Genomic DNA, 25315 nt, shown 5'->3' with positions numbered 1-25315 from the left:
ACCGGCCTATCAATGAGCCCAAGGCAAGATCGGAATCGCCGTCACCGCATTCTGCGGGCTGCCTTCGATCATGCGGTCGCTATACACCAGGTACACCAAGGTATTGCGCTTCTTGTCGAGGAAGCGCACCACCTGCATGGTCTTGAACACCAGCGAGGTGCGTTCCTTGAACACTTCTTCGCCGTCTTTGAGCTCACCCTTGAAGTTGATCGGCCCCACCTGACGGCAGGCAATCGACGCCTCGGCACGGTCCTCAGCCAGGCCCAGGCCGCCCTTCATACCGCCCGTCTTGGCGCGCGACAGGTAGCACGTCACACCCTCGACCTTGGGGTCATCAAAAGCCTCGACCACAATGCGGTCGTTCGGCCCGAGGAACTTGAACACGGTCGACACCTGGCCAACCTCTTCCGCTGCGGCCAGCATCGGCAGTGCCAATGCCGCCACGGCAATCACCCGCTTGAACCTATTCATACCAGCACCAGGTTGTCGCGGTGCACCAGCTCCGGCTCGGCGCTGTAACCGAGCAGGGCCTCGATGGCATCGGACGACTGGCCGATGATTTTCTGCGCTTCGAGGGCGCTGTAGTTGGCCAGGCCGCGGGCCACTTCAAGGCCGTCCGGGCCGACGCAAACCACCATCTCGCCACGGCGGAAACTGCCCTGCACGGTCTTCACGCCAACCGGCAACAGGCTCTTGTTGGCCTGGCGCAGTGCCTGCACGGCGCCGGCGTCGAGCACCAGCGTGCCACGGGTTTGCAGGTGCCCGGCCAGCCACTGCTTGCGCGCAGCGAGCATGCCGCGTTCAGGCGACAGCAAGGTGCCCAGGCGCTCACCACCCTTGAGGCGATCAAGCACGCGCTCGATGCGGCCACCGATGATGATGGTATGCGCACCGGAACGTGCCGCCAGGCGTGCGGCGCGCAGCTTGGTCTGCATACCGCCACGGCCCAGCGCGCCACCGGTGCCACCGGCCACGGCGTCGAGCGCCGGGTCGTCGGCACGGGCTTCATAGATCAGTTGGGCTTCGGGGTTGTTGCGCGGGTCGGCGTCGAACATGCCGTCGCGGTCGGTGAGAATCACCAGCAGGTCGGCTTCCACCAGGTTGGCCACCAGCGCGGCCAAAGTGTCGTTGTCGCCGAAGCGGATCTCGTCGGTGACCACGGTGTCGTTTTCGTTGATCACCGGCACCACGCCGAGGTCGACCAACGTGCGCAGGGTGCTGCGCGCGTTCAGGTAACGTTTGCGGTCGGACAGGTCGTCATGGGTCAGGAGGATCTGCGCGGTGTGCTTGCCGTGCTCGCCGAAGCTCGACTCCCAGGCCTGCACCAGGCGCATCTGGCCGATCGAAGCGGCGGCCTGCAGCTCGTTCATCGCGCTCGGTCGCGAGGTCCAGCCCAGCTGGCTCATGCCCGCTGCCACTGCCCCCGAAGAGACCAGCACCAACTCCACGCCTGCCTCACGCAGCGCGACCATCTGCTCGACCCAAACGGCCATTGCGCCGCGATCCAGGCCTTTGCCATCGGCGGTCAGCAGCGCACTGCCAATCTTCACGACCCAGCGCTTGGCGCCCGTCACCTTGCTTCGCATCTTCTTCCAACCTATGTCGAATCTGTAGATACAGTGGATACAAAAACGCCGCTCCAGAGAGCGGCGTTTAGTGTACTGCAACCGGTCAGTCGCGCACGTAAATGATTTCCGGGCCGTCTTCGTCGTCCTCGAAATCATCGTCCCAACCGTCATCGTCGCCGATGTCGTGGACGCTCTTGACGCCTGTGCGACGCAGGGTACGGGCGTCGTCCAGAGCCTGCAGCTGGGCGCGGGCTTCGTCTTCGATGCGCTGGTCGAGGTCGGCCAGCTCGGCGGCGAAGACCGGGTCGTTGGCCAGGCGGTCGGCGCGGTCTTCGAGGTAGCGCATCAGGTCGTGGCTGAGCTTGTCGGTGCCCTGCTTGGAGATGGCCGAGATCACGTAGACCGGGCCTTCCCACTGCAAGCGCTCGACCACTTCCTTGACCCGCTCGTCGCGCTCGTCGCCCATGACCATGTCAGACTTGTTCAGCACCAGCCAGCGCTCACGCTCGGCCAGCGACGGGCTGAAGCGGGTCAGCTCGTTGACGATCACTTCTGCGGCATCGGCCGGGCTGCTTTCGTCCAGCGGCGCCATGTCGACCAGGTGCAGCAGCACGCGGGTACGCGCCAGGTGCTTGAGGAAGCGGATACCCAGGCCGGCACCGTCGGATGCGCCTTCGATCAGGCCGGGGATGTCGGCAATGACGAAGCTCTTCCAGCGGTCGACGCTGACCACGCCCAGGTTCGGCACCAGAGTGGTGAACGGGTAGTCGGCGACTTTCGGCTTGGCAGCCGACACCGAACGGATGAAGGTGCTCTTGCCAGCGTTTGGCAGGCCGAGCAGGCCGACGTCGGCCAGGACCTTCATTTCCATTTTCAGGTCGCGCTGATCACCTGGCTTGCCCGGGGTGGTCTGACGCGGCGCACGGTTGGTGCTCGACTTGAAGCGGGTGTTGCCCAGGCCGTGCCAGCCGCCTTGGGCGACCATCAGCTTCTGGCCAGGGGTGATCAGGTCACCGATCACTTCCTGGGTGGTGGCGTCGATCACCGTGGTGCCGACCGGCACCCGCAGGAACAGGTCTTCACCCTTCTTGCCGGTGCAGTCGGTGCTGCCACCATTGGCGCCCCGCTGGGCCTCATGGTGACGGGTGTAGCGGTAGTCGACCAGGGTGTTGAGGTTTTCGTCGGCAACCATGTACACCGAACCGCCGTCACCACCGTCGCCGCCGTTAGGCCCACCGTTTTCGATGAATTTTTCGCGACGGAAGCTCATGCAACCGTTACCGCCGTCACCGGCTTTGACTCGAATCGATACTTCGTCAACAAACTTCATTAAAACCGCCCCTCGTCTTCCGACGAGCTGAATACTTAAAAAACCTGAGGCTCTTGCAAAAATGAGCGCGGCGGCCCCGTACGACCGTAGAAACCCACGCCGGCAGCCCATACAAACAGCTTTGCAAGAGGCTCACCACAAACGAAAAAGCCCCGTCGCATGACGGGGCTTCTGGAGCGACGTCGCGATTAGGCTGCGACGATGCTCACGTAACGGCGGTTGAACTCGCCTTTCTTCTCGAACTTGATCACGCCTTCGATCTTGGCGAACAGGGTGTGATCCTTGCCCATGCCAACGCCGTAGCCGGCGTGGAACTGGGTGCCGCGCTGACGGACGATGATGTTGCCGGCCTTGACGACCTGGCTGCCATACATCTTCACGCCAAGGCGTTTCGATTCTGAGTCGCGACCGTTACGGGTACTACCACCAGCCTTCTTGTGAGCCATGGTTCAATTCTCCAAATAAATTCAGGGGATCTAGGGGATTAAGCCTGGATGCCGGTGATTTTGATCTCGGTGAACCACTGGCGGTGGCCCATACGCTTCATGTGGTGCTTACGACGACGGAACTTGATGATGCGGACTTTATCGTGACGGCCTTGCGAAACGACTTCAGCAACAACTTTAGCGCCGGCGACGACTGGAGCGCCGATGGTGACTTCTTCACCGTTGGCAACCAGCAGAACGCGATCGAAAGTCACGGATTCGCCAGTGGCGACTTCCAGTTTTTCGATCTTGAGGAATTCACCTTCAGCGACTTTGTACTGCTTGCCGCCGGTAACGATTACTGCGTAAGACATGGGTATTTCTCCGATAATCCTGCTCACCCAGCGCTTTATATGATGAGTATTGGCTGGCATGGCTGCATGGGGCTGGAACGGCCCGGTGCAATTGCGTAAGGCAGGTGCTGCCCAGGAAGTTAGGGTGCGCGATTGTACGCAACCCCGGTTTTGCTTGCAAGTACCGCCCCCGTGGCGCTGGCACCGCGCCTTGACACACCGGGACCCGCGACCTAGCATGCCGCGCAACGTCAATGGAGCAGCCGATGCAACCCCAAACCTTCTACCGCGCGGTGGCTGATGATTTCAGCGCCGTCGACGAGATCATCAAGAAGCAGCTGACCTCGCGCGTGCCGCTGGTATCGAAGATCGGCGACTATATCACGTCGGCCGGTGGCAAGCGCCTGCGTCCCCTGCTGGTCCTGCTGTGTGGCAAGGCCCTGGGCCGCGAAGGCGACGACCTGCGCCTGCTGGCAGCGACCATCGAGTTCCTGCACACCGCCACCTTGCTGCACGACGACGTGGTCGACATGTCCGGCATGCGCCGCGGCCGTTCCACCGCCAATGCACTGTGGGGCAACGCACCGAGCGTGCTGGTGGGCGACTTCCTTTATTCGCGCTCGTTCGAAATGATGGTCGAACTGGGTTCGATGCCGGTCATGCAGATCCTCTCCAAGGCCACCCGCGTCATCGCCGAGGGTGAAGTGCTGCAGCTGTCGCGCGTGCGCGATGCCAGCACCACGGAAGAGGTGTACATGGAGGTCATCCGCGGCAAGACCGCCATGCTGTTCGAGGCCTCGACCCACAGCGCCGCCGCGCTGGCCGGCGCCAGCGACGCGCAGCGCGAAGCCCTGCGCACCTTCGGCGACCACCTGGGTGTAGCCTTCCAGCTGGTCGACGACCTGCTGGACTACAAGGGTGACTCGCAGACCCTGGGCAAGAACGTCGGTGACGACCTGGCCGAGGGCAAGCCGACCCTGCCGCTGATCTACACCATGCGCGAAGGCACGCCTGAACAGGCTGCGCTGGTGCGCCAGGCGATCCAGAAGGGTGGCCTTGAAGACCTCGAGCAGATCCGTGCAGCGGTCGAAGCCTCGGGCGCGCTTGACTACACCGCGCAGATGGCCCGTGACTACGTGAAGCGGGCCATCGAGTGCCTGGAAGTGCTGCCGGCCAGTGAATATCGCGATGCGTTGATCGAGCTGAGCGAGTTTGCGGTAGCGCGTACGCACTAACATCGCGCCACCTTCATCGCGGGCAAGCCCGCTCCTACAGGTCCATGTAGGAGCGGGCTTGCCCGCGATGCTTTTGCAAGGACAAAACACTTCACAGAGAAAACCTTATACAATATGGGCCTTTTCAACCGCCTGTCTGTTTAAGGAACCGAAGTGAGCACTTTGCCGCCCTGCCCCAAATGCAATTCCGAATACACCTACGAGGATGGCACCCAGCTGATCTGCCCCGAGTGCGCGCACGAGTGGTCGGCCAACGGCGAAGCCGATGCCGCCAGCGATGACGTGGTGAAAAAGGATTCGGTCGGCAATGTGCTGCAGGACGGCGACACCGTCACCGTCATCAAGGACCTCAAGGTCAAGGGCTCGTCCCTGGTGGTCAAGGTCGGCACCAAGGTCAAGAACATCCGCCTGTGCGACGGCGACCACGACATCGATTGCAAGATCGACGGCATCGGCGCCATGAAGCTGAAGTCCGAGTTCGTGCGCAAGGTCTGACCCTCGGGTGCGACGGGGCTACCTTTCTGGTGGCCCTGACAGATCCTGCAACAGGGTCACTGCACCATTCGGCAAAAATACGCCAATAGACCCTTGCTATTTTGATAATAAGAATTATTCTCATTGGAACTGCTATCCAAGGAGAATAGCCATGACCTATCTGATCGACGCCTGGCTGGACCGCCCTCACCCTTACCTGCGCATCTTGCATCGCGAGACCGGCGAAGTGTGCGCGGTGCTTGAAGAAGAAGCCCTTGATGAACTGCGCGACCAGGGCGACCTGGACATGAGCGGGCTGAATTCGAGTGAACCTGGGGTGCTCAAGGAGCTGGTGCGGAATTTGTTTCTGTTCTGCTATGCGCGGGCGTTGCGCCCTGAGGGGACGGATTGGAACTGAGGCCGGCTAAGCCGGCCCCATAGGCATTACAGAACGTCGAGCAGCTCGACGTCGAACACCAGTACGCTGTGCGGCGGGATGCTGCCAACGCCTTGGGCGCCGTAGGCCAGCTCGCTCGGCACGTACAGGCGCCATTTGCTGCCAGCGTTCATCAGCTGCAGGGCTTCGGTCCAGCCAGCGATCACGCCGCCTACCGGGAATTCAGCCGGCTGGCCACGCTCGTAGGAGCTGTCGAACACGGTGCCATCGATCAGGGTGCCGTGGTAGTGGGTGCGCACGTTGCTTTCGCGGGTCGGCTTGGCGCCTTCACCTGCGGTCAGCACTTCGAACTGCAGGCCCGAAGCCAGGGTGGTGATGCCTTCGCGCTTGGCGTTTTCGGCCAGGAATTCCTTGCCGGCACCAGCCGCTGCTTCAGCCTTGGCAGCTGCCTCGGCTTGCATGATGTCGCGGATGACCTTGAAGCTGGCCGACAGGTCGGCTTCGCTGACGCGGCTGTCGGCGCCGTTGAAGGCGTCGGTCAGGCCGGCCAGGATGGCGTCCAGGCTGACGCCTGGTGGCGGGTTGTCACGCAGTTGGCCACCCAGCTGACGGCCGATGCCGTAGCTGACGCGGGTTTCGTCGGTAGACAGGTTGAGTTCGGACATTGTCGTGCTCCACTGCAGGGCGCAGTGAAGCCGCGCCCTTGATGAAAAGGGCGAGCAGCCTAGCACACTGGGGCGCCTGGAGCAGCTACCAGGCCGAACGCTGGGAAATCGGTACTTTCAGGTCTTCTTCGGGGTGCGTGCCCATGCCGCACATTTCGTCCTGCACTGACCAGTGCAACAGGTTCAGTGACAGCAATGGAAGGGCTTTGAGCAGGTCACGCGCTTCTTCCACGGAGTGCACGCGCAAGCGTTGCCCGCGGCTGTCGGAAAGCGGATGCGCACGGCCCTTGACCCGGGCCTCAAGCAGGTAATCACCACCTTCGATGGCGATCAGGTTGAGTTCGTCGACATGGCCAACCCTGGCCTCGGTATTGAGCTGATGCAGGTTCATGAGAGCACCTCGCAGCGGGAACCGCATGAGTGCTCATTTTTTGTACAGGGCCAGGGAATACACAAGGTAAAACTGACGCCACTCGTCAGTTTTACCCTATCAGGCGGGCTCAGTGCTTGGTGAGCTTGTCCAGGTAACCCATGCAGAAGGCCGACACCACGAAGGTCATGTGGATGATCACGTACCACATCAGATAGTCGGTGGAGATGTTCTGTGCGTCCATGAACACGCGCAGCAGGTGAATCGACGAAATGGCGACGATCGAGGCAGCAACTTTCATCTTCAGCGAAGATGAGTCCATCTTGCCGAGCCAGTTGAGCTTCTCTTTGCTGTCGTCGATGTCCAGTTGCGAGACGAAGTTCTCGTAGCCGGAAATCATCACCATCACCAGCAGGCCACCCACCAGCGACATGTCGATCAGCGACAGGATCACCAGGATCAGGTCGGCTTCGCTCAGGGCAAATACGTTGGGCAGGACGTGAACGACTTCCTGGAAGAACTTCAGGGCCAGGGCCAACAGCCCGAGGGACAAGCCGAAGTAGATAGGGGCGAGCAGCCAGCGCGAGGCATACATCGCATTTTCGAGAATACGTTCCATGGAGGGTAGGGACTCGTCAGGTGACTAAAAAAGCGACGGCGAGTATAGCCAGCCACCTGCTGCAGCAAAAGCCCGGCTCCGCTGCGCAGCGCAATCGCGACACAAGGCCGCACCCGGCCACCGCTGTGGGAGCGGCCTTGTGTCGCGAAAGGGGCGCGCAGCGGCCCCAGCAATCGGCTAGCTTTCCGGATGGAACTGATAATCCCCCAGGTTACGACAGCGCTCGCCATTGATGCGACGCAACTGGGCCTGCAGGTGCAGGCACCAGATCTGCGGGTCTTCGGCAACCTGATACCCGTGTAGCGTCAGGCTGTCGACAATGGCATTGAGCACCGACTCGGCCACCAGCGGCCCGTGAAACGGCCCCTGGGCCTTGATGGCCGAAGGTTGCTCGCCGGCCATGCCGGCGGCGAACAGCAGCGTCCACATGCCGTTGTCGCCGGCCAGTGGGCGGATGCTGCATTCGATGCGGGTCACCAGGCCCAGGCACTGGCGAGTAAGGCTGAGGTTGCGCATGGCCGCGTCCCCTCCAATGAGCCCTGTTCAGCCTGAAACCCTCAGGCTGTTTCCATCCTGAACGCTGATACCGTCCTAAGTTCCAGCATAGAGGAACAGCACAGAAAGTTGGAAAACCGGCGCTGAACGGTAGCACATCGCCGCCAGCGCCGGTTTATTGACTTAGGCCGGCTTAGCCTGCGCAATCACCTCTTCCAGGCGTTCCTTTTCTGCCTCTTTGATGTCCTCTTCACTGATCATCTCGGCGATTTCGCGCAGGCGCTCCACCACGCGGGCGTTGACGCTGCCCTCGGTGAACTCGCCATTTTCATCCGCCGTGCCGGCCTCCTCGCCCACCAGCAGGCTCAACGCCTCGTCGGCCTGGCTGACCGCATACACATGGAACTGCCCGCCTTCGACCGCCTGCAGTACCCGCTCGTCGAGCATCAGCGTGGCCACGTTGGCACGCGGGATGATCACGCCTTGATCGCCGGTCAAGCCGCGCGCCTCGCAGAGCCGGAAGAAGCCCTCGATCTTCTCGTTGACCCCACCCACCGCCTGCACTTCACCGAACTGGTTGATCGAACCGGTGATGGCAAAGCACTGCTTGAGCGGCGTGCGCGACAACGCCGAGATCAGCGTGCACACCTCACCCAGCGAGGCACTGTCACCGTCGACGTAACCGTAGGACTGCTCCAGGGCAATGCTCGCCGAAATGGCCAGCGGGAACTCCTGGGCGTAGCGGCTACCCAGGTAGCCGGTGAGGATCATCACGCCCTTGGAGTGGATCGGCTGGCCCAGGTTGACCTCACGCTCGATGTCGACGATGCCGCTGCCGCCGGGGTAGACCGTGGCCGAGATACGCGCCGGCATGCCGAATGCCGAATCACCCACCTCCAGCACCGTCAGGCCGTTGCACTTGCCGATGGCCGCGCCTTCGGTGTCGATCAGGATGATGCCGGCGAGCATGTCGTCCAGCACCCGCTGCGACACACGCCCGGTGCGGGTGGCCTTGGCCTTGAGCGCACGCTCGATGTGCCCGGCGTCGGTCATCTCGTCGCTGGCCAGCTGGCGAATGAAGTCGGCCTCACTGACCAGCTGGAACAGGTCACCGATGCGTGCCGACAGCCGCGACTGGTTTTCCGCCAGCCGGGCGCTGTAGGTGGCCAGGCGCGCCACGGCATCACTGGTCAGCGGCGCCATGCCTTCTTCGTTGGTGCGGGTACGCAAGAGCTGGGCAAATTGCTCCAGGTTCTCGTCGACCATGGGCATGTCTTCGTCGAAGTCCACCAGCACCCGGAACATTTCCTGGAAGTCCGGATCATGGTCCTGCAGCGCGTAGTAGAGCTGACGCGAGCCGATGATCACCAGCTTGACGTTGAGCGGGATCATCTGCGGCGTCAGGCTGACGCTCGCCACCCGGCCCAGCTCGCCCAGCGGCGACTCCATCTTCAGCTTGCGCGACTGCAGCGCCCGCTTGAGGGCATCCCAGACGAAGGGCTCGCCGAGCATCTTCTCGGCTTCAAGAATCAGGAAGCCGCCATTGGCCCGGTGCAACGCCCCCGGGCGCAACTGGCGGTAGGAGGTGTACAGCGCGCCCTGGTCGGTGCTGTATTCGATCCGGCCAAACAGGTTGTCGTAGGTCGGGTGCGGCTCGAACACCACCGGCGCGCCACCGTCGTGGTGATGCCCCACCACCAGGCTCGGCGCGTATTGCTCTTCGAGCATCTTGCGCGCCACGGCGTCGGTCTTGCTGTCATCGACCAGTTGCTCGACCACGGTGCGCAGCAGGTTCAACTGCACCGACTGCAGGTAGGCGCAGACCGCCGCGTTCTCGGCGTACTTTTCCGACAGCGGCGCCAGCAGCGGCTGCAGGGCCAGGGTAATGGTTTCTTCATTGAGCTGGCGCAGCTGGTTGTTCGACTCACGCTTCCACTGCGGCAGGCTGGCCAGCTCTTCGTTGAGGCGCTCCTCGAGCAGGGCGATGTCTTCGTGGAACTGCTCACGCACCGCCTCCGGCAGTTGCGCAAACTCGGCCTCGTCCAGCGCCTTGCCTTCGGCCATCGGGGTGAAGGCGACGTTACTGGCGTCGCGGTACAGGGCCACGTCTTTTTCCAGCGAAGCGCGCTCGATCACATCCAGGGCGCGGTCATAACGCTGGTTGAAGGCACGGTCGATAGCGCCCTTCTTCTGCTGGTACGACGGGTGCTCGAACACCGCCGGGAAGGTCGACAACAGGTTGTCGATCAGCCCGTTCATGTCGGTGATGAATTCACCGGCTGTGCCCGAAGGCAGCTCCAGGGCACGCGGCTCGCGGGTGTCTTCGTAGTGGTTGACGTATACCCAGTCGGCAGGGGTGTGTTGGCGCTTGCCTTCGGCCTTGAGGTAGCGCTTGACGAACGAGAAGCGGCCGGTGCCGGGCTCGCCCATCACATACACGTTGTAGCCAGGGCGGGGCATGGCCACGCCGAATTGCAGGGCCTCGACTGCTCGCTCCTGGCCCAGGACACCTCGAAACGGCTCCAGATCGTCAGTGTGGGTAAAAGCAAACTGCTCGGGGGAAAAACGCCGGGTCAGGGCTTCAGGCGCAAGACGCAGGCGCGCAGCGACAGGATCGGGCATTGGGTTTCCTTACTTCGGCGGGGCGGATACGCAGCATTCTGGCGCTGCCCGCGCGCGCCTTGCAAGGCTCGGCGGGACTTTATGTCGCAGTCGCGATAACACAGCGCTTCAGGCAAATTTTTCGCAATCAACAACGCAACCTTTAGATCGTGCCTAAACTCCAAGCTGCGCGGGTGGGTGAAAAGCTTTCCCGCCTGGCAACCGAGTTGCCAGAAACCCTGACCCTTGGTTAAGACAAATAGAGAACAAATGCTATGAAACGGATTCTTCTGGGTACTCTGTTCACCGTGGTCTCCCTCAATGCCATGGCCGAAGCGCCTGGCGGCCCGAACTGCGGCTGGGGCAACATGCTGTTCGAAGGCCAGCGCGGTACGCCGGCCCACTTCCTGGCTTCCACCACCAACGGTACCTCCGGTAATGCCACCTTCGGCATGACCTCCGGCACCAACGGCTGCTCCACCAAGGCTTCGCTGACCTATGGCGGCAAGTCCTGGTTTGCCATGAACGGCATGATGAACGAACTGTCCGAAGACATGGCGATGGGCAAGGGCGAGGCTCTGACCACCTATGCCGTGGTACTGGGTGTAGCGCCTGAAGACCGCACCTACTTCGAGTCGGTCACCCACCAGCACTTCAACCAGATCTTCAGCAGCGCCGACGTCACGGCCGAAACCGTGCACAGCAACACCCTGGCGGTGTTGAAGAGCGATCCACGCCTGGCCAAGTACGCAACCGAGGCTTAAGTGCAGCTTGCCCCGCCCCACCTCCGGGGCGGGTTTCGCCTTTTTTTCGGCATCGTGAAGAAGTAGTTGCCCGATATGCTCAAACGCCTCGCTTACCTGGCGCTGTGTGCCTGCGCCCCTGTTCATGCTGCGCCTGCGCTGGATGAAGGCCGTATTCAGCAACTGGCCAGTACCCCCTACTGGATCGCCCTGGGCCATTACGAGACTGCCAAGCTCGGTGGCTGGCGAAGCTATGTGGACGACACCCGGTTCTTTCTCGCCGAGGATGGCGCGCACCACCCCGACCAGGAGCTGCGGGCCACGGTGCAGGCGCTGTATGCGCCGGCCAGCCTGGGCGACAAGCATGCCCAATGCGTCTTTCCGGCACGCACCCGTTGGCTCAAGGAACAACTGGGGCTGACTGACCTGCCGCAGCCCGACTGCCAGGAATTCAAGACCTGGTACACCTCGATCGACCCGCACAGCGCCGCGTTGATCTTCCCGGCGGCCTACCTGAACAGCCCATCGTCGATGTTCGGCCATACACTGCTGCGCATCGACCAGTCCACCACCCACAGCGACGACACCACGCTGCTGAGCTACGCGATCAACTTCGGCGCCTACATCGAAGGCAGCGACAACAGCATCCTGTACGCCTGGAAGGGCCTGATGGGCGGCTATCCAGGCCTGTTTGCGCTGATGCCGTACCAAGAGAAGCTGTCCGAGTACCGCAGCCTGGAAAACCGCGACCTGTGGGAGTACAAGCTGGACCTCACCCCGCAAGAGACCGGGCGCATGGTCGAGCATGTGTGGGAGCTCAAGCAGATCCAGTTCGATTACTTTTTCTTCGACGAGAACTGCTCCTACCGCCTGCTGGAACTGCTGCAAGTAGCCCGGCCGAGCCTGGACCTGACCTCGCAGTTTCCGCTGACCGCCATCCCCACCGACACGGTCAAGGCGGTGCGCCAGTCTGGCCTGGTGGCCAGCGTCAACTACCGGCCTTCACGCGAGCGCGAACTGCTGGCCCGCGCCGAGCCTTTGGCCCCCCACGAAAAGCAGCAGGTACTGGCGGTCAGCGCCGATACCGCGCAGTTGCAAAGCCCGACCTTCACCGCCCTGCCGCGCGAGCGCCAGGCGCTGGTGCAGGACGCCGCCTACCGCCTGGAGCGTTACCGCGCCAACGGCCAGGAGCGCGACCCGGGCCAGGCCACGCGCAGCTTCGAGCTGCTGCGGGCGATCAACCGCAACCCGCCGCCAGCGCTGGATATCGAGCGCCCCGGGCTGCCCGAAGATGGCCATGACTCACGCACCTGGCAGCTCGGTGTCGGCACGCGGGAAGACCGCGCCTACGCCGAGTACGGCCTGCGCATGGCCTATCACGACCTCAACGACAACGCCTACGGCTTCCCGCTGGGCGCGCAGATCGAGATCTTGCAGCTCAAAGTGCGCCAGTACGAAGGCAACGACTGGCAGGTACAGCGCCTGGACCTCGCCACCATTCGCTCCCTGACGCCGCGCAACGCGCTGCTCAAGCCGTGGTCATGGCAAGTGACCGGCGGCCTGGAGCGGGTGCCGGGCAAGCATGACGACGAGGTGCTGGTAAGCCATGTGAACGGCGGTGCCGGCGGTACCTGGCAACTGGCCGATGGCCTGCTGGGCTTCGCCCTGGGCACGGTACGCGTGGAGCACCACAACGACTTCGCCGAGTTCATTTCCCCGGCGGCGGGTTTCAACGGCGGGCTGCTGTGGCGCAACGGGCTGGGCAACATGACGCTGGAGGCCAAGGGCGATTTCTTCACCAATGGCGAGGTGCGGCGCAGTGTAAGCCTGAACCAGCAATGGGAAATCAGCCGCAACCTGGGCCTGCGGCTAAGTGCATCGCGTGAGTTCAGCCACCTGGCGACGGCGCAGAACGAGGTGATGCTGGAGCTGAAGTGGTACCACTACTGACTCTTTGACACTGTTTTGACGGCCCACCGACAAACCGCCACCTAGACTCTCCCGCATCAACTGGAGGGTCTGGTGGCTATGTCGCGGTACTGGTTAGGCCTGTGCTTTGCCTTTTTGCTGTCTGGGTGCGCAACGACCCACGAACAGATGCTCAACCACGGTTACCCGCCCGCCTACGCCGATGGCTTCCAGGATGGCTGCAGCAGCGGCCGCCAGGCTGCCGGGCTGATGGTCGGCGACTTTCGCAAGGACGTGCCGCGCTACCTGCACAACCGCCAGTACGAAAGCGGCTGGGACGATGGTTTTCGCCAGTGTCACGCCCTGCAGAACAGCGAAGAGCAGCGTCAGTACCGCGACCGCTACTGGGACCAACGCGACCGTGACTGGGAGCAGGAGAAAGACCGCGGCGCTGCGCGGGCCTACCGCCACCCCTAGTGTGCCATCAGTACCTGCCTGGGGAATGAGGCGGCAAATGATGAATCGATCCAATACGCCCCGGATTGATCAACTATGGACAGTCAAATATTGAGTATATGCATTGATACACCTGTGCGGGATCAGCTTTGACTCCCACTTTATCCAACGCTTGCAGCCCCTTCCCGTCATAACCCTTATAATTTTTCCTCTTGCTCATCGCCACATTAATTTTTATGACTTATTCCTTTGGGTTTAATGCATTAGGCCTATCACTTGACGCAGGGATGTGCTCTGCTCCACACATCGACGCCGCGTGATTTGACACAGGAAACAGGTAATCTACCTTGAAATGAAAGCCTGCGCTTGGCACAGCCACAGTGCGCTTTACGGGAATAGCACTACGCGCACGCATAGTGCGTTCGTGGCGTGCCAAGTACCCGTAACGCTTTATGCATATTTTATCTCCCAATAGTCATTCTTTAGGTATAGAAATGTTAAATCCGGGAATTGTAGGTGTGATTCAGGACCTCATAGCTGCAAACGCAGCTGAAAGATCCCAAGAGGAGCGAGCGAAAAGAGGTGATGACGTGCCGCAGGCGCATGGTGCGCCGCTTCACCACTTTCAACGCCGGGAGTTTCGTATTCTAGTGGAAAATCGAACTCCATTTGGCTTGAAGCCTCTTGGTTATGATTTCACAGAAGGGACTTTCATTGAAGCCACAGGACGCGATACGGTTATAGCTCCGAACCACACAAGAAAATATGTGTTCGACAATGAATACCTCAAACCCGACGGCATACCCGATTTCCACGGACTCCTCCAGTTCCAGATTGTCAGCCATAATGAGGAGATGAAAGGGGATATACAATTTCGTATCGGGTGGTCGAATTATTTCTCCAAAGAAAACGAATGCGGGAGTGATTGGGAGGAAGATGGCCAGTCCAGTCCTTACTGGGATAACTTCTTCCTGAGTGACCCAGACAGCTGCTCAGACAAGATATGTACATTGAGTTGGGTCCTCGAATTTAAAAAATAAAGTAATTAGAATTAACGATGGCACTTCAAGTCGAAGTGCTATCGGTTGGGTTTTTCCTTCCGGCTGGCACAGAGGATGCTTAAGCTACTTATATTACGCGGACGACACCTTTTCGTGATCGCAGGCCACAAGTACAACAGAGTGCGAGGATAGAGCAGGTAGACGACCTCCAACTGGGCCTGCTCAGCAACCCGGATACCGATAGTTTGAATGATCCAGACCAGCAGCACGTCACGCTCAGGCAGTCCCGCACCGTGAGTCGGGCAGCAGAGAAAGTCTCAATCGATACACTCCAGAGCAGGGTGACCGCGATCGACGATCGACTCGATACTGTCAGGCAAGCCCCTAGGTCGCAATCGGACATCCTTTGAAACCGGCGGCCTGCCATCATGGTCTTCAGCACAAGGAGGCCACCATGAGCCGAGCATTCGTCAACGAAGACCAGGCCGCCGCCCAGGCCGACCAGCCGGTTGAGCGGCGGGTCAGCGAGCAGCCCAACTACGTCACGGCCCTGGGCCTGGAGCAACTGCAGCAACGGGTGGCCGAACTCAACACATTGCGCAGCCAGCTGCAGGCGCAGGGCGAGCGTGCCGACAAGCAGCGCCTGGCCGATGCCGAGCGTGACCTGCGCTACTTCAGCGCCCGGGTGCAGAGTGCCCAGGTGGTGCCAGCCGCCACTTCGCGGAGCAAGGTGCAGATTGGTAGCCGGGTGAGGTTTGTCGATGAACACGACCAGGCGCACGAGGTGCAGCTGGTTGGGGAAGATCAGGCCGATGCGGGGCGCGGGTTGATCAATTGGGGGTCGCCGCTGGGGCGGGCTTTGCTAGGCGCGGGGCCTGGGGATGAAGTGGTTTGGCGGCGGCCGGTAGGGGATCAGACGATCGAGGTAGTCGCCATCGAGGGTGAGGCGTGAGGCCGCCCCCACACCTGTAGGAGCGGCGGGCTGATGGGGCCGCAAAGCGGCCCCATCGGTTTTGGATCAGACCACGCCCTGCGCCAGCATGGCATCAGCTACTTTCACAAAGCCGGCGATGTTCGCGCCCTTGACGTAGTTGATCTTGCCGTCAGCCTCTTCACCGTAGTGAACACAGGCATGGTGAATCGACTGCATGATGTTGTGCAGCTTGCTGTCCACTTCACCGGCCGTCCACAGCAGGCGCATGGCGTTCTGCGACATCTCCAGGCCCGACACGGCCACACCGCCAGCGTTGGACGCCTTGCCCGGAGCGTACAAGATGCCCGCCTCCAGGAAGATATCCACAGCCTCGAGGGTGGTCGGCATGTTGGCGCCTTCGGCCACGCAGAAGCAGCCATTGCGCAGCAGGGTGCGGGCGTCTTCGGTGTCCAGCTCGTTCTGCGTGGCGCACGGCAGGGCGATGTCGCACGGCAGGCTCCACGGGGTCTGGCCCTTGCGGAACTCCAGGCCGAACTCGCCCGCCAGGGTGCTGAGGCGACCACGCTTGACGTTTTTCAGCTCCATCACGGCGTCCCACTGGGCGTCGCTCAGGCCCGCTTCGGCGTACAGGGTGCCCTCGGAATCGGACAGCGAGATGACCTTGCCGCCCAGGTCCATGACCTTGCGTGCGGCATACTGGGCCACGTTGCCCGAGCCGGAAATCGCCACGCGACGGCCATCGATGCGCAGGTCGCGGCGCTTGAGCATCTCTTCAGCGAAGTAGACGCAGCCGTAGCCGGTGGCTTCCGGGCGAATCAGGCTGCCGCCATAGGTCATGCCTTTGCCGGTCAGTACCGAGGTGAACTGGTTGGCCAGGCGCTTGTACTGGCCGAACATGAAGCCAATCTCGCGGGCGCCCACGCCGATGTCACCGGCAGGCACGTCGACGTCGGCACCGATGTGGCGGTACAGCTCGCTCATGAAGGCCTGGCAGAAGCGCATCACTTCTGCATCGCTCTTGCCCTTCGGGTCGAAGTCCGAGCCACCTTTGCCGCCACCCATGGGCAGCGAGGTCAGGGAGTTCTTGAACACCTGCTCGAAGGCCAGGAACTTGAGCACGCTCAGGTTGACCGACGGGTGGAAGCGCAGGCCGCCCTTGTACGGGCCGATGGCGCTGCTCATCTGGATGCGGTAGCCGCGGTTGACCTGGACCTTGCCCTGGTCATCGACCCACGAAACGCGGAACAGCACCGCGCGCTCGGGTTCGACCATGCGCTCGAGGATACCGGCCTGCAGGTAATGGGGGTTGGCTTCGAGGAACGGCCACAGAGTGCGCAAGACTTCTTCCACTGCCTGGTGGAACTCGGGCTGGGCAGGATCGCGTTGCTTGAGGCGCGCGAGGAAATTATCGACAGATTCGACCATGGTAGACATCTCACCAAGAGGGATTGGACTTATTGGTTTTTTTTCGAATGTACCAAGAAGCAATCGCACGAGAACAGGGCGTGATGTCGTTTTTTTGAAATTATTTGGTGCGTTTTATATAAATGTATACAAAATTGATGGATTGTTGTTAGCAGGTCGGGCTTCTTCGCGGGGCAAGCCCGCTCCCACAGGATCTATGAAAGGCCCCAGATCTCTGGAAATTTTGTGGGAGCGGGCTTGCCCCGCGAAGGGGGTAGCACCCCTTTATGCCAGGCACAAAAATGGGGCCCCTGAGGGCCCCATTCTTGTGCATCCAAAACGGGCTTACTGGGCCAGCTTCTTGTGCCGTACACGGTGCGGCTGGGCAGCAGCATCGCCCAGGCGCTTCTTGCGGTCAGCTTCGTACTCGGTGTAGTTGCCTTCGAAGAAGATCACGTTCGAGTCGTCTTCGTACGCCAGGATGTGCGTGGCCACACGGTCCAGGAACCAACGGTCGTGGGAAATCACGATCGCGGCGCCCGGGAAGTCCAGCAGGGCTTCTTCCAGCGAACGCAGGGTTTCGACGTCGAGGTCGTTGGACGGTTCGTCGAGCAGCAGGACGTTACCGCCCTCCTTCAGGGTCAGGGCCAGGTGCAGACGGCCACGCTCACCACCGGACAGGTCCTTGACGAACTTCTGCTGGTCGCCGCCCTTGAAGTTGAAGCGGCCAACGTAGGTGCGCGACGGGATCTCGTAGTTACCGATGCGGATCTGGTCGGAACCGTCGGAGATCTGCTGGAACACGGTCTTGCTGCCGTCCAGGTCTTCGCGGCTCTGGTCGACACAGGCCAGTTGCACGGTTTCGCCGATCTCGATGCTGCCCGAGTCCGGCTGCTCCTTGCCCATCAGCATGCGGAACAGGGTCGACTTACCGGCGCCGTTACCACCGATCACGCCGACGATGGCGCCTTTGGGCATGGCGAACGACAGGTTGTCGATCAGCACGCGATCGCCATAGCCTTTGGAAACGTTCTTGAACTCGATGACCTTGTCACCCAGGCGCGGGCCGGCCGGGATGTAGATCTCGTTGGTTTCGCTGCGCTTCTGGAATTCCTGCGACTGCATTTCTTCAAAGCGCTGCAGACGTGCCTTGGATTTGGACTGGCGGGCCTTGGCGCCTTTGCGCACCCACTCCAGTTCCTCTTTCATGGCCTTCTCGTGGGCGCTCTGCTGCTTGGATTCCTGCGCCAGACGGTCCGACTTGGCTTCCAGCCAGCCCGAGTAGTTGCCTTCGTACGGGATACCGGCGCCGCGGTCCAGTTCGAGGATCCAGCCGGCGACGTTGTCGAGGAAGTAACGGTCGTGGGTAATCGCTACCACGGTGCCGGGGAAGTCGTGCAGGAAGCGCTCCAGCCAGGCCACCGAGTCGGCGTCCAGGTGGTTGGTCGGTTCGTCGAGCAGCAGCATGTCGGGTGCCGACAGCAGCAGACGGCACAGGGCCACACGGCGCTTTTCACCACCGGACAGGTGTTCGATTTTCGCGTCCCAGGCCGGCAGGCGCAGGGCGTCGGCGGCAACGTCCAGCTGGCGCTCGAGGTTGTGGCCGTCGGCAGCCTGCAGGATCGACTCGAGCTTGGCCTGCTCGGCGGCCAGCTTGTCGAAGTCGGCGTCGGGTTCTGCGTAAGCCGCGTAGACCTCGTCCAGGCGAGCCTGGGCGTCCTTGATGACGCTGACCGCTTCTTCGACTACTTCACGTACGGTCTTGGCCGGGTCGAGTTGCGGTTCCTGCGGCAGGTAGCCGACGTTGATGTCGGGCATCGGACGGGCTTCGCCGTCGAATTCCTTGTCGACGCCCGCCATGATCCGCAGCAGTGTCGATTTACCCGCGCCGTTCAGGCCGAGCACGCCGATCTTGGCGCCTGGGAAGAACGACAGGGAGATGTTCTTGAGAATTTCGCGCTTCGGCGGCACGACCTTGCTCAGCCGATGCATGGTGTAGACGTATTGAGCCAAAACCAAGCCCTCTAAATAGGTAAAGACATCGACGAACGCCCCGGCAATGGGCCAGGGGGATGTGTTTACGGGGTGTCATTGAACAAAGTCGACCATTCTACGCCAACGCGCGGCGTTGCATAGGAGGGCCGGGTGGGGGCATCAACAGGGGGCCGCTATACGGCCCATTCGCGGGACAAGCCCGCTCCTACAGGTCGATTGCGGCTGTGGGAGCGGGCTTGCCCCGCGAATGGGCCAGCAAACACAATTGCCCGAAGAGGCTCAGACGTGACGCTGTTTGGCCTTGCCCCGCGGCAACCGGCAACCGCCACCCTGCTCGGCCAGGCGCGCGGCCCAGGCAGACTTGACGCTGAAGCCACCCTTGCGGGCAGGCTGCTCGGCGGCCTTGGCCGGCTTGGCGGCAGGCTTGCTGACGGCCTGGGTAGCCGGCTGTTTCACCACGGGCGCGGCCGCAACCGGTGCTGCTGCCGCCTTGGCGGTCTTGCGCAGTTCGGCCAGCGACGGGGCCTTGCTTTTCGAGGCGGCTGCCGCCTCGGGTTTGACCAGCGAACGCTGGCACGACTTGCAGGATACGTCCTCGGTCACGGCAGTGCTGACAAGGGTCTGACTGCTGCGCCCACAGGCGGAATCGAGGCCATTGGAGGAAAAGTGAGTAACCAAAACCGAACATCTCCGAAGCGTTGTCATTGAAGCGGGCGGCATTCTCGCACAGGTTGCAGGGGCTTGCCGAACCACGGGGGCGCGACCACGACCGTCGGCAGGCCGAGCGCCAGCGGACAACCGGGCTGGCACTTTGCCATAATCCTAGGCATGCTAGCCGGTTTAGGGTGTCCGGCCTTATAGTGCGCCACCGCGGTCTGGCAACCAGACACCGGCACCGACCGTGCATGATCCATCCCTGCCATCGCCAGCCCAATCGCAGGACCAACGCTTGACCAATCTCACTCATCCGTCGTCGCTGCGTCCCGCTTCACTGGCCCCTGCTGCTTCCCTGCGCGGGTCGATCAAGGGTGCGCTGGCGCTGTTGGCCCTGATTCTGCTGGCCCTGCTGCTGTGGCAGCTGTTCGCCCAGTTCCGCCATACCCAGGCCGACCTGCGCAAGCAAAGCCTGGAGGCCACTGCGGAGCTTGCCGACCACCTCAGCCTGAACATGGCGCTCAAAGCCCAGCAGGCGGTGAATGTGGTACAGCCCTACGTCAATGCACCGACGCCCGCCGCCCTGCCCAGCCTGCTCGACACCCTGCGCGCACGCCTGCCCGCCCTGCGTGACCTGGCCTGGCTGGACACCAGCGGGCAGATCCGCGCCGACAGCCTGGCCGGCAGCCCAGACCGCCCATTGATTGGCGAGCTGCTGAGGTTGAACCAGGGGCGCCCCTACTTCTTCACCAACTCGGCAGACAACCGCACCCTTTACCTGTTGCTGCGCCAGTCCACCGAACAGGACCGCGGCTATTGGCTGCTGCGCCTGTCCGGGGCGTATTACCGTACCCTCACCGTGCACCTGGACAACCCGGGCCACCCGCTGTGGCTGCTGGAAAACAGCCGCAGCGGCGCGGTGCTGGAGCGCCATGCCACCGCGCGGACCAGCACCGCGCCGCTGCAGAGCGTGATGCTGGCGTTCATCGACAACAGCACCTGGCAGCTGCGCGGCCTGTTCGACGCCGAGCTGGCCCAGCAGAAGTTGCTACCGGCACTGATCGGCAAGTGCATGCTGGTGCTGTTTTGTGCCCTGCTACCGGTGCTGGCGTTGATCAACATGCGCCGCCGCCAACGCGCGCTGCAGGAAGACCGCCGGCGCTATCAGGAAATCTTCGAAGGCACCGGCGTTGCCCTGTGCGTGCTCGACCTCTCCAGCCTGCCCGGCCAGCTCGACCGCTACCACCTGCGCAACCACGCGGCCCTCAAGCACAGCCTGGCCCTGGACCCGAACCTGCGCCGCTCGCTGCTGCAGGAGTTGAAGATCACCGAGATCAACCAGGTGGCGCGCCAGTTGCTCAACGTCGAATGCCACGAGGGTGCCTGGCAGCGCCTGATCGACGGCAGCGGCGATGGCCGTGACAGCATCGGCATGCAACTGATCGATGCACTGATCGAACAACGCTCGCTGCTGGAGCTGGAAGTGCGCCTGCCGGCGCCGCTGGGCGGCGAACTGCACCTGTGGCTGATGGCCCGCCTGCCGCTGCAGCGCCGCGACTACCAGGCGGTGATCCTCAGCATCAGCGACATCACCAGCCGCAAGCAGGTGGAGCTGTCGCTGCTCGAACGCGAGAGCTTCTGGTCGGACGTGGTGCGTACCGTGCCCGACCAGCTCTACGTGCAGGACGTGCCCAGCCAGCGCATGATCTTCAGCAACCGCCACCTCGGCCAGACCCTGGGCTACAGCCGCACCGAGCTGGCGCAGATGGGCGACCGGTTCTGGGAGTTGCTGCTGCACCCCGAAGACGCCGCGCACTTCCAGGCGCTGCGCCAGCATCAGCGTGAAACCGGCCACAGCGAACCGCTGCACTGCCAGTTGCGCTTCCGTCACCACGACGGCAGCTGGCGTTGCTACGACATTCGCGAACAGGTGCTGACCCGCGACCCCGATGGCCTGGTGACGCGCATCATCGGCGTGGGCAAGGACGTCACCGTGCAGATCGAGGCCAGCCAGTCGCTGCGCGACAGCGAACAGCGCTACCGCATGCTGGCCGAAAGCATCAGCGATGTGATTTTCTCCACCGACAGCCAGCTGCAGCTGAACTACGTCAGCCCCTCGGTAAAAGCGGTACTGGGCTATCAGGCCGAGTGGATCTTCGACAACGGCTGGCAATCGATCATTGCCAACCCGGCGCAGCTGACCGGTATCTACAGCCTGATGGAGCGCGTCAGCAATGCCATGGGCGACCGCGAGCAACTGGCCCAGCTACGTAGCCAACTGCCGACTCAACTGTTCCTGTTCGACTGCCTGCGTGCCGATGGCCGCAAGATCCCGATCGAACTGCGCCTGGTGCTGGTGTGGGACGATCAGCAGCACTTCGAAGGCGTGCTCGGGGTAGGCCGCGACATCAGCCAGCAACGCCGCGCCGAAAAAGACCTGCGCATGGCCGCAACGGTATTCGAGCACTCCACCTCGGCCATCCTCATCACCGACCCGGCCGGCTACATCGTCCAGGCCAACGAGGCGTTCAGCCGGGTCAGCGGCTATGCGGTCAGCGACGTGCTCGACCAACTGCCCGGCATGCTCACCGTCGAGCAACAGCAGGAAGGCCACCTGCGCTACGTGGTCAAGCAACTGCACCAGCGCGGCAGCTGGGAAGGCGAAGTGTGGCTCAAGCGCCGTGACGGCGACCATTACCCGGCCTGGGTCGGCATCACTGCGGTGCTCGATGACGAAGGCGACCTGGCCAGCTACGTGTGCTTCTTCACCGACATCAGCGAGCGCAAGGCCAGCGAACAACGCATCCACCGCCTGGCCTACTACGACGCCCTCACCCACCTGCCCAACCGCACCCTGTTCCAGGACCGCCTGCACACGGCCCTGCAGCAGGCCGACCGGCAGAAGGCGTGGGTGGTGCTGATGTTCCTCGACCTGGACCGCTTCAAGCCGATCAACGACTCCCTCGGCCATGCTGCGGGCGATCGCATGCTCAAGGACATGGCCCTGCGCCTGCTGGCCTGCGTGGATGACGACGACACCGTGGCGCGCATGGGTGGCGATGAGTTCACCCTGCTGCTGCAACCGCGCGCAACCCGTGAAATGGCCCTTAACCGCGCCATCCATGTGGCCGAGAACATCCTCGCCAGCCTGGTACGGCCCTTCGTGCTGGAAAACCGCGAGTTCTTTGTCACCGCCAGTATCGGCATCGCCCTCAGCCCGCAGGATGGCAGCGAGCTGAGCCAGCTGATGAAAAACGCCGACACCGCGATGTACCACGCCAAGGAACGCGGCAAGAACAACTTCCAGTTCTACCAGGCGGAAATGAACGCCAGCGCCCTGGAACGCCTGGAGCTGGAGAGCGACCTGCGCCATGCCATGGAGCAGAACGAGTTCATCCTCTATTACCAGCCGCAGTTCAGCGGCGACGGCAAGCGCCTGACCGGCGCCGAAGCCTTGCTGCGCTGGCGCCACCCGACCCGTGGCCTGGTGCCACCGGGTGATTTTATCCCGGTGATCGAAGAGCTGGGCCTGGTGGTGGATGTCGGCGACTGGGTGCTGCGCGAAGCCAGCCGCCAACTCAAGGCCTGGCACAAGGCCAAGGTGCGGGTGCCGAAGGTGTCGGTGAACATCTCGGCGCGGCAGTTCTCCGACGGCCAACTGGGCACGCGCATCGCCACCATCCTGGAAGAAACCGGGCTGCCACCGGCATGCCTGGAGCTGGAGCTGACCGAAAGTATCCTGATGCGCGAGGTCAACGAGGCCTTGCAGATTCTGGCCAGCCTGAAGAACCTTGGCCTGAGCATTGCGGTCGACGACTTTGGCACGGGTTACTCGTCGCTCAACTACCTCAAGCAGTTCCCGATCGACGTGTTGAAGATCGACCGCACCTTCGTCGACGGCCTGCCCGAGGGCGAGCAGGATGCGCAGATTGCCAGGGCGATCATCGCCATGGCGCACAGCCTGAACCTGGCGGTGATCGCCGAGGGCGTCGAAACCCATGAGCAGCTGGAGTTCTTGCGCGAGCATGGTTGCGACGAGGTGCAGGGCTACCTGTTCGGGCGGCCGATGCCGGCGCATCAGTTCGAGGCGCAGTTCAGCAACGAGACCCTGTTCATGTTCCAGTAACACCCGCTCCAACCGCAAAAAAACGGACTTGAGAGTCAACTCCAGCCCAGTCAGGGCGCGGCTTGCAACATGAGTCCCATTGGTCCGCGACTTGACGTCACTTCATATGCCAGGCGCGAAGCAATCGGTTAGAATGCCCCCCCAATTCAGCCCGATCCTTGAGGACCGCCATGTTCAGCCGTGATTTGACCATTGCCAAGTACGACGCCGAGCTCTTCGAAGCCATGCAGCAAGAAGCTCTGCGCCAGGAAGAGCATATCGAGCTGATCGCTTCGGAAAACTACACCAGCCCGGCTGTCATGGAAGCCCAGGGTTCGGTACTGACCAACAAGTACGCCGAAGGCTACCCAGGCAAGCGCTACTACGGTGGTTGCGAGTACGTCGACGTGGTCGAGCAACTGGCCATCGACCGCGCCAAAGAGCTGTTCGGCGCCGACTACGCCAACGTTCAGCCGCACGCTGGCTCCCAAGCCAACGCCGCGGTCTACCTGGCCCTGCTGTCGGCCGGTGACACCATCCTGGGCATGAGCCTGGCCCACGGCGGCCACCTGACCCACGGCGCCAGCGTCAGCTCCTCGGGCAAGCTGTACAACGCCATCCAGTACGGCATCGACGGCAACGGCCTGATCGACTACGACGAAGTCGAGCGCCTGGCTGTCGAACACAAGCCGAAGATGATCGTTGCCGGCTTCTCGGCCTACTCGCAAGTGCTGGACTTCCCACGCTTCCGCGAAATCGCCGACAAGGTCGGTGCCTACCTGTTCGTCGACATGGCCCACGTTGCCGGCCTGGTTGCCGCTGGCGTGTACCCGAACCCGGTGCCGTTCGCCGACGTGGTCACCACCACCACCCACAAGACCCTGCGCGGTCCACGTGGCGGCCTGATCCTGGCCCGTGCCAACGCCGACATCGAGAAGAAGCTGAACTCCGCCGTCTTCCCAGGCGCCCAGGGCGGCCCGCTGGAGCACGTGATCGCCGCCAAGGCCATCTGCTTCAAAGAAGCCCTGCAGCCTGAGTTCAAGGCGTACCAGCAGCAAGTGGTGAAAAACGCTCAGGCCATGGCCAGCGTGTTCATCGAGCGTGGTTTCGACGTCGTTTCCGGCGGCACCCAGAACCACCTGTTCCTGCTGTCGCTGATCAAGCAGGAAATCTCCGGTAAGGACGCCGACGCCGCACTGGGCAAAGCCTTCATCACCGTGAACAAGAACTCGGTACCGAACGACCCACGTTCCCCGTTCGTCACTTCGGGCCTGCGTTTCGGCACCCCGGCTGTGACCACCCGTGGCTTCAAGGAAGCCGAGTGCAAGGAACTGGCCGGCTGGATCTGCGACATCCTGGCTGACCTGAACAACGAAGCGGTGATCGACGCCGTGCGTGAGAAGGTCAAGGCCATCTGCAAGAAGCTGCCGGTTTACGGCAACTGATTGGCGTTAGCCTGATGTGAAAAGCCCGGCCTTGTGCCGGGCTTTTTCGTTTTGCACAGCTTCGCGGAACCTGTTCCAGCTGGGTAGCCACCCCAAGACGACCTAGCCTGCGGCCTCCCCCACGCCAAACCGGAGGCC

23 protein-coding genes are annotated in these 25315 nt (G+C 62.3%); 10 read left to right on the top strand and 13 right to left on the bottom strand.

Annotated elements, in window-relative coordinates; translation table 11 throughout:
• Positions 1 to 9: 9 nt before the first annotated feature.
• The 5 genes from CKW22_RS08365 to rplU all read right to left on the bottom strand — a co-directional run bounded on the left by CKW22_RS08365 (position 10) and on the right by rplU (position 3697).
• On the bottom strand, positions 10 to 471 hold the full coding sequence (locus CKW22_RS08365; RefSeq protein ID WP_047582786.1) for a CreA family protein: 462 nt from the start codon (positions 469 to 471) through the stop codon (positions 10 to 12).
• Entirely contained in the window at positions 468 to 1586 is a 1119-nt protein-coding gene (gene proB / locus CKW22_RS08360; protein ID WP_033701371.1) for a glutamate 5-kinase, read from the bottom strand. The genes CKW22_RS08365 and proB overlap by 4 nt, the downstream gene beginning before the upstream one ends.
• A gap of 85 nt (positions 1587 to 1671) precedes the next feature.
• The gene (cgtA, locus tag CKW22_RS08355; protein WP_095064003.1) at positions 1672 to 2898 is read right to left on the bottom strand and encodes an Obg family GTPase CgtA; all 1227 of its coding nucleotides are present in this window, start codon (positions 2896 to 2898) and stop codon (positions 1672 to 1674) included.
• Positions 2899 to 3086: 188 nt separating this feature from the next.
• The gene (gene rpmA, locus CKW22_RS08350; RefSeq protein ID WP_008092023.1) at positions 3087 to 3344 is read right to left on the bottom strand and encodes a 50S ribosomal protein L27; all 258 of its coding nucleotides are present in this window, start codon (positions 3342 to 3344) and stop codon (positions 3087 to 3089) included.
• Between the two features lie 38 nt (positions 3345 to 3382).
• Positions 3383 to 3697 (bottom strand): 50S ribosomal protein L21, encoded by a 315-nt coding sequence (gene rplU / locus CKW22_RS08345; RefSeq protein WP_003247466.1) that lies wholly within the window; start codon positions 3695 to 3697, stop codon positions 3383 to 3385.
• Positions 3698 to 3942: 245 nt separating this feature from the next.
• Between rplU and CKW22_RS08340 the strand changes: the two genes are divergently transcribed.
• The 3 genes from CKW22_RS08340 (at position 3943) to CKW22_RS08330 (ending at position 5803) form a co-directional block, all read left to right on the top strand.
• Positions 3943 to 4911, top strand: coding sequence for a polyprenyl synthetase family protein (locus CKW22_RS08340; RefSeq protein ID WP_033701373.1), 969 nt, complete (start codon positions 3943 to 3945; stop codon positions 4909 to 4911).
• 153 nt (positions 4912 to 5064) lie between these two features.
• Positions 5065 to 5406 carry a zinc ribbon domain-containing protein YjdM gene (locus CKW22_RS08335; protein WP_033701376.1) on the top strand — a complete coding sequence of 114 codons (342 nt, stop codon included), beginning with the start codon at positions 5065 to 5067 and terminating at the stop codon, positions 5404 to 5406.
• Between the two features lie 151 nt (positions 5407 to 5557).
• Complete coding sequence (locus CKW22_RS08330) at positions 5558 to 5803, top strand: hypothetical protein (RefSeq protein WP_095064002.1); 246 nt, start codon at positions 5558 to 5560, stop codon at positions 5801 to 5803.
• A 26-nt stretch (positions 5804 to 5829) separates the two neighbouring features.
• Here CKW22_RS08330 and CKW22_RS08325 read toward each other — a convergent pair whose 3' ends face one another.
• The 5 genes from CKW22_RS08325 to CKW22_RS08305 form a co-directional block, all read right to left on the bottom strand.
• The gene (locus tag CKW22_RS08325) at positions 5830 to 6447 is read right to left on the bottom strand and encodes an FKBP-type peptidyl-prolyl cis-trans isomerase (RefSeq protein ID WP_033701378.1); all 618 of its coding nucleotides are present in this window, start codon (positions 6445 to 6447) and stop codon (positions 5830 to 5832) included.
• A gap of 85 nt (positions 6448 to 6532) precedes the next feature.
• Complete coding sequence (locus CKW22_RS08320; protein WP_033701379.1) at positions 6533 to 6838, bottom strand: DUF6482 family protein; 306 nt, start codon at positions 6836 to 6838, stop codon at positions 6533 to 6535.
• A 109-nt stretch (positions 6839 to 6947) separates the two neighbouring features.
• Complete coding sequence (locus CKW22_RS08315; protein ID WP_016501546.1) at positions 6948 to 7436, bottom strand: TIGR00645 family protein; 489 nt, start codon at positions 7434 to 7436, stop codon at positions 6948 to 6950.
• 177 nt (positions 7437 to 7613) lie between these two features.
• On the bottom strand, positions 7614 to 7952 hold the full coding sequence (locus CKW22_RS08310; RefSeq protein WP_016713353.1) for a hypothetical protein: 339 nt from the start codon (positions 7950 to 7952) through the stop codon (positions 7614 to 7616).
• 162 nt (positions 7953 to 8114) lie between these two features.
• A complete protein-coding gene (locus CKW22_RS08305) occupies positions 8115 to 10553 on the bottom strand; it encodes a Lon protease family protein (protein WP_033701381.1) in 2439 nt (812 codons plus the stop codon).
• Between the two features lie 254 nt (positions 10554 to 10807).
• Between CKW22_RS08305 and CKW22_RS08300 the strand changes: the two genes are divergently transcribed.
• From CKW22_RS08300 to CKW22_RS08280, 5 genes are all read left to right on the top strand, one after another.
• Positions 10808 to 11296, top strand: a complete 489-nt coding sequence (locus CKW22_RS08300) for a DUF3015 domain-containing protein (RefSeq protein ID WP_033701382.1) — start codon at positions 10808 to 10810, stop codon at positions 11294 to 11296.
• A gap of 75 nt (positions 11297 to 11371) precedes the next feature.
• Entirely contained in the window at positions 11372 to 13225 is a 1854-nt protein-coding gene (locus CKW22_RS08295; protein WP_047582794.1) for a DUF4105 domain-containing protein, read from the top strand.
• Between the two features lie 78 nt (positions 13226 to 13303).
• Positions 13304 to 13660: a lipoprotein gene (locus CKW22_RS08290; RefSeq protein WP_033701385.1), complete on the top strand. Its 357-nt coding sequence runs from the start codon at positions 13304 to 13306 to the stop codon at positions 13658 to 13660.
• Between the two features lie 431 nt (positions 13661 to 14091).
• Positions 14092 to 14679 carry a hypothetical protein gene (locus tag CKW22_RS27265; RefSeq protein WP_143500719.1) on the top strand — a complete coding sequence of 196 codons (588 nt, stop codon included), beginning with the start codon at positions 14092 to 14094 and terminating at the stop codon, positions 14677 to 14679.
• Positions 14680 to 15094: 415 nt separating this feature from the next.
• Positions 15095 to 15592, top strand: coding sequence for a GreA/GreB family elongation factor (locus CKW22_RS08280; protein WP_095064001.1), 498 nt, complete (start codon positions 15095 to 15097; stop codon positions 15590 to 15592).
• 66 nt (positions 15593 to 15658) lie between these two features.
• On the opposite strand, the gene gdhA is transcribed toward CKW22_RS08280, so the two are convergent.
• From gdhA to CKW22_RS08265, 3 genes are all read right to left on the bottom strand, one after another.
• Positions 15659 to 16999, bottom strand: coding sequence for an NADP-specific glutamate dehydrogenase (gene gdhA, locus CKW22_RS08275; RefSeq protein ID WP_033701391.1), 1341 nt, complete (start codon positions 16997 to 16999; stop codon positions 15659 to 15661).
• Between the two features lie 324 nt (positions 17000 to 17323).
• Complete coding sequence (ettA, locus tag CKW22_RS08270) at positions 17324 to 18991, bottom strand: energy-dependent translational throttle protein EttA (protein ID WP_033701394.1); 1668 nt, start codon at positions 18989 to 18991, stop codon at positions 17324 to 17326.
• Between the two features lie 261 nt (positions 18992 to 19252).
• A complete protein-coding gene (locus CKW22_RS08265; RefSeq protein ID WP_047582799.1) occupies positions 19253 to 19651 on the bottom strand; it encodes a hypothetical protein in 399 nt (132 codons plus the stop codon).
• Between the two features lie 271 nt (positions 19652 to 19922).
• Between CKW22_RS08265 and CKW22_RS08260 the strand changes: the two genes are divergently transcribed.
• Both CKW22_RS08260 and glyA read left to right on the top strand, forming a co-directional pair.
• Positions 19923 to 23753 (top strand): bifunctional diguanylate cyclase/phosphodiesterase, encoded by a 3831-nt coding sequence (locus CKW22_RS08260; protein WP_033701397.1) that lies wholly within the window; start codon positions 19923 to 19925, stop codon positions 23751 to 23753.
• Between the two features lie 170 nt (positions 23754 to 23923).
• Positions 23924 to 25177 (top strand): serine hydroxymethyltransferase, encoded by a 1254-nt coding sequence (glyA, locus tag CKW22_RS08255; RefSeq protein WP_033701398.1) that lies wholly within the window; start codon positions 23924 to 23926, stop codon positions 25175 to 25177.
• Positions 25178 to 25315 lie beyond the last annotated feature (138 nt).

This window comes from Pseudomonas sp. Irchel s3f19, assembly GCF_900187555.1.
GTDB lineage: Bacteria > Pseudomonadota > Gammaproteobacteria > Pseudomonadales > Pseudomonadaceae > Aquipseudomonas > Aquipseudomonas capeferrum.
This window is presented reverse-complemented; position numbering and strand designations above follow the sequence as displayed.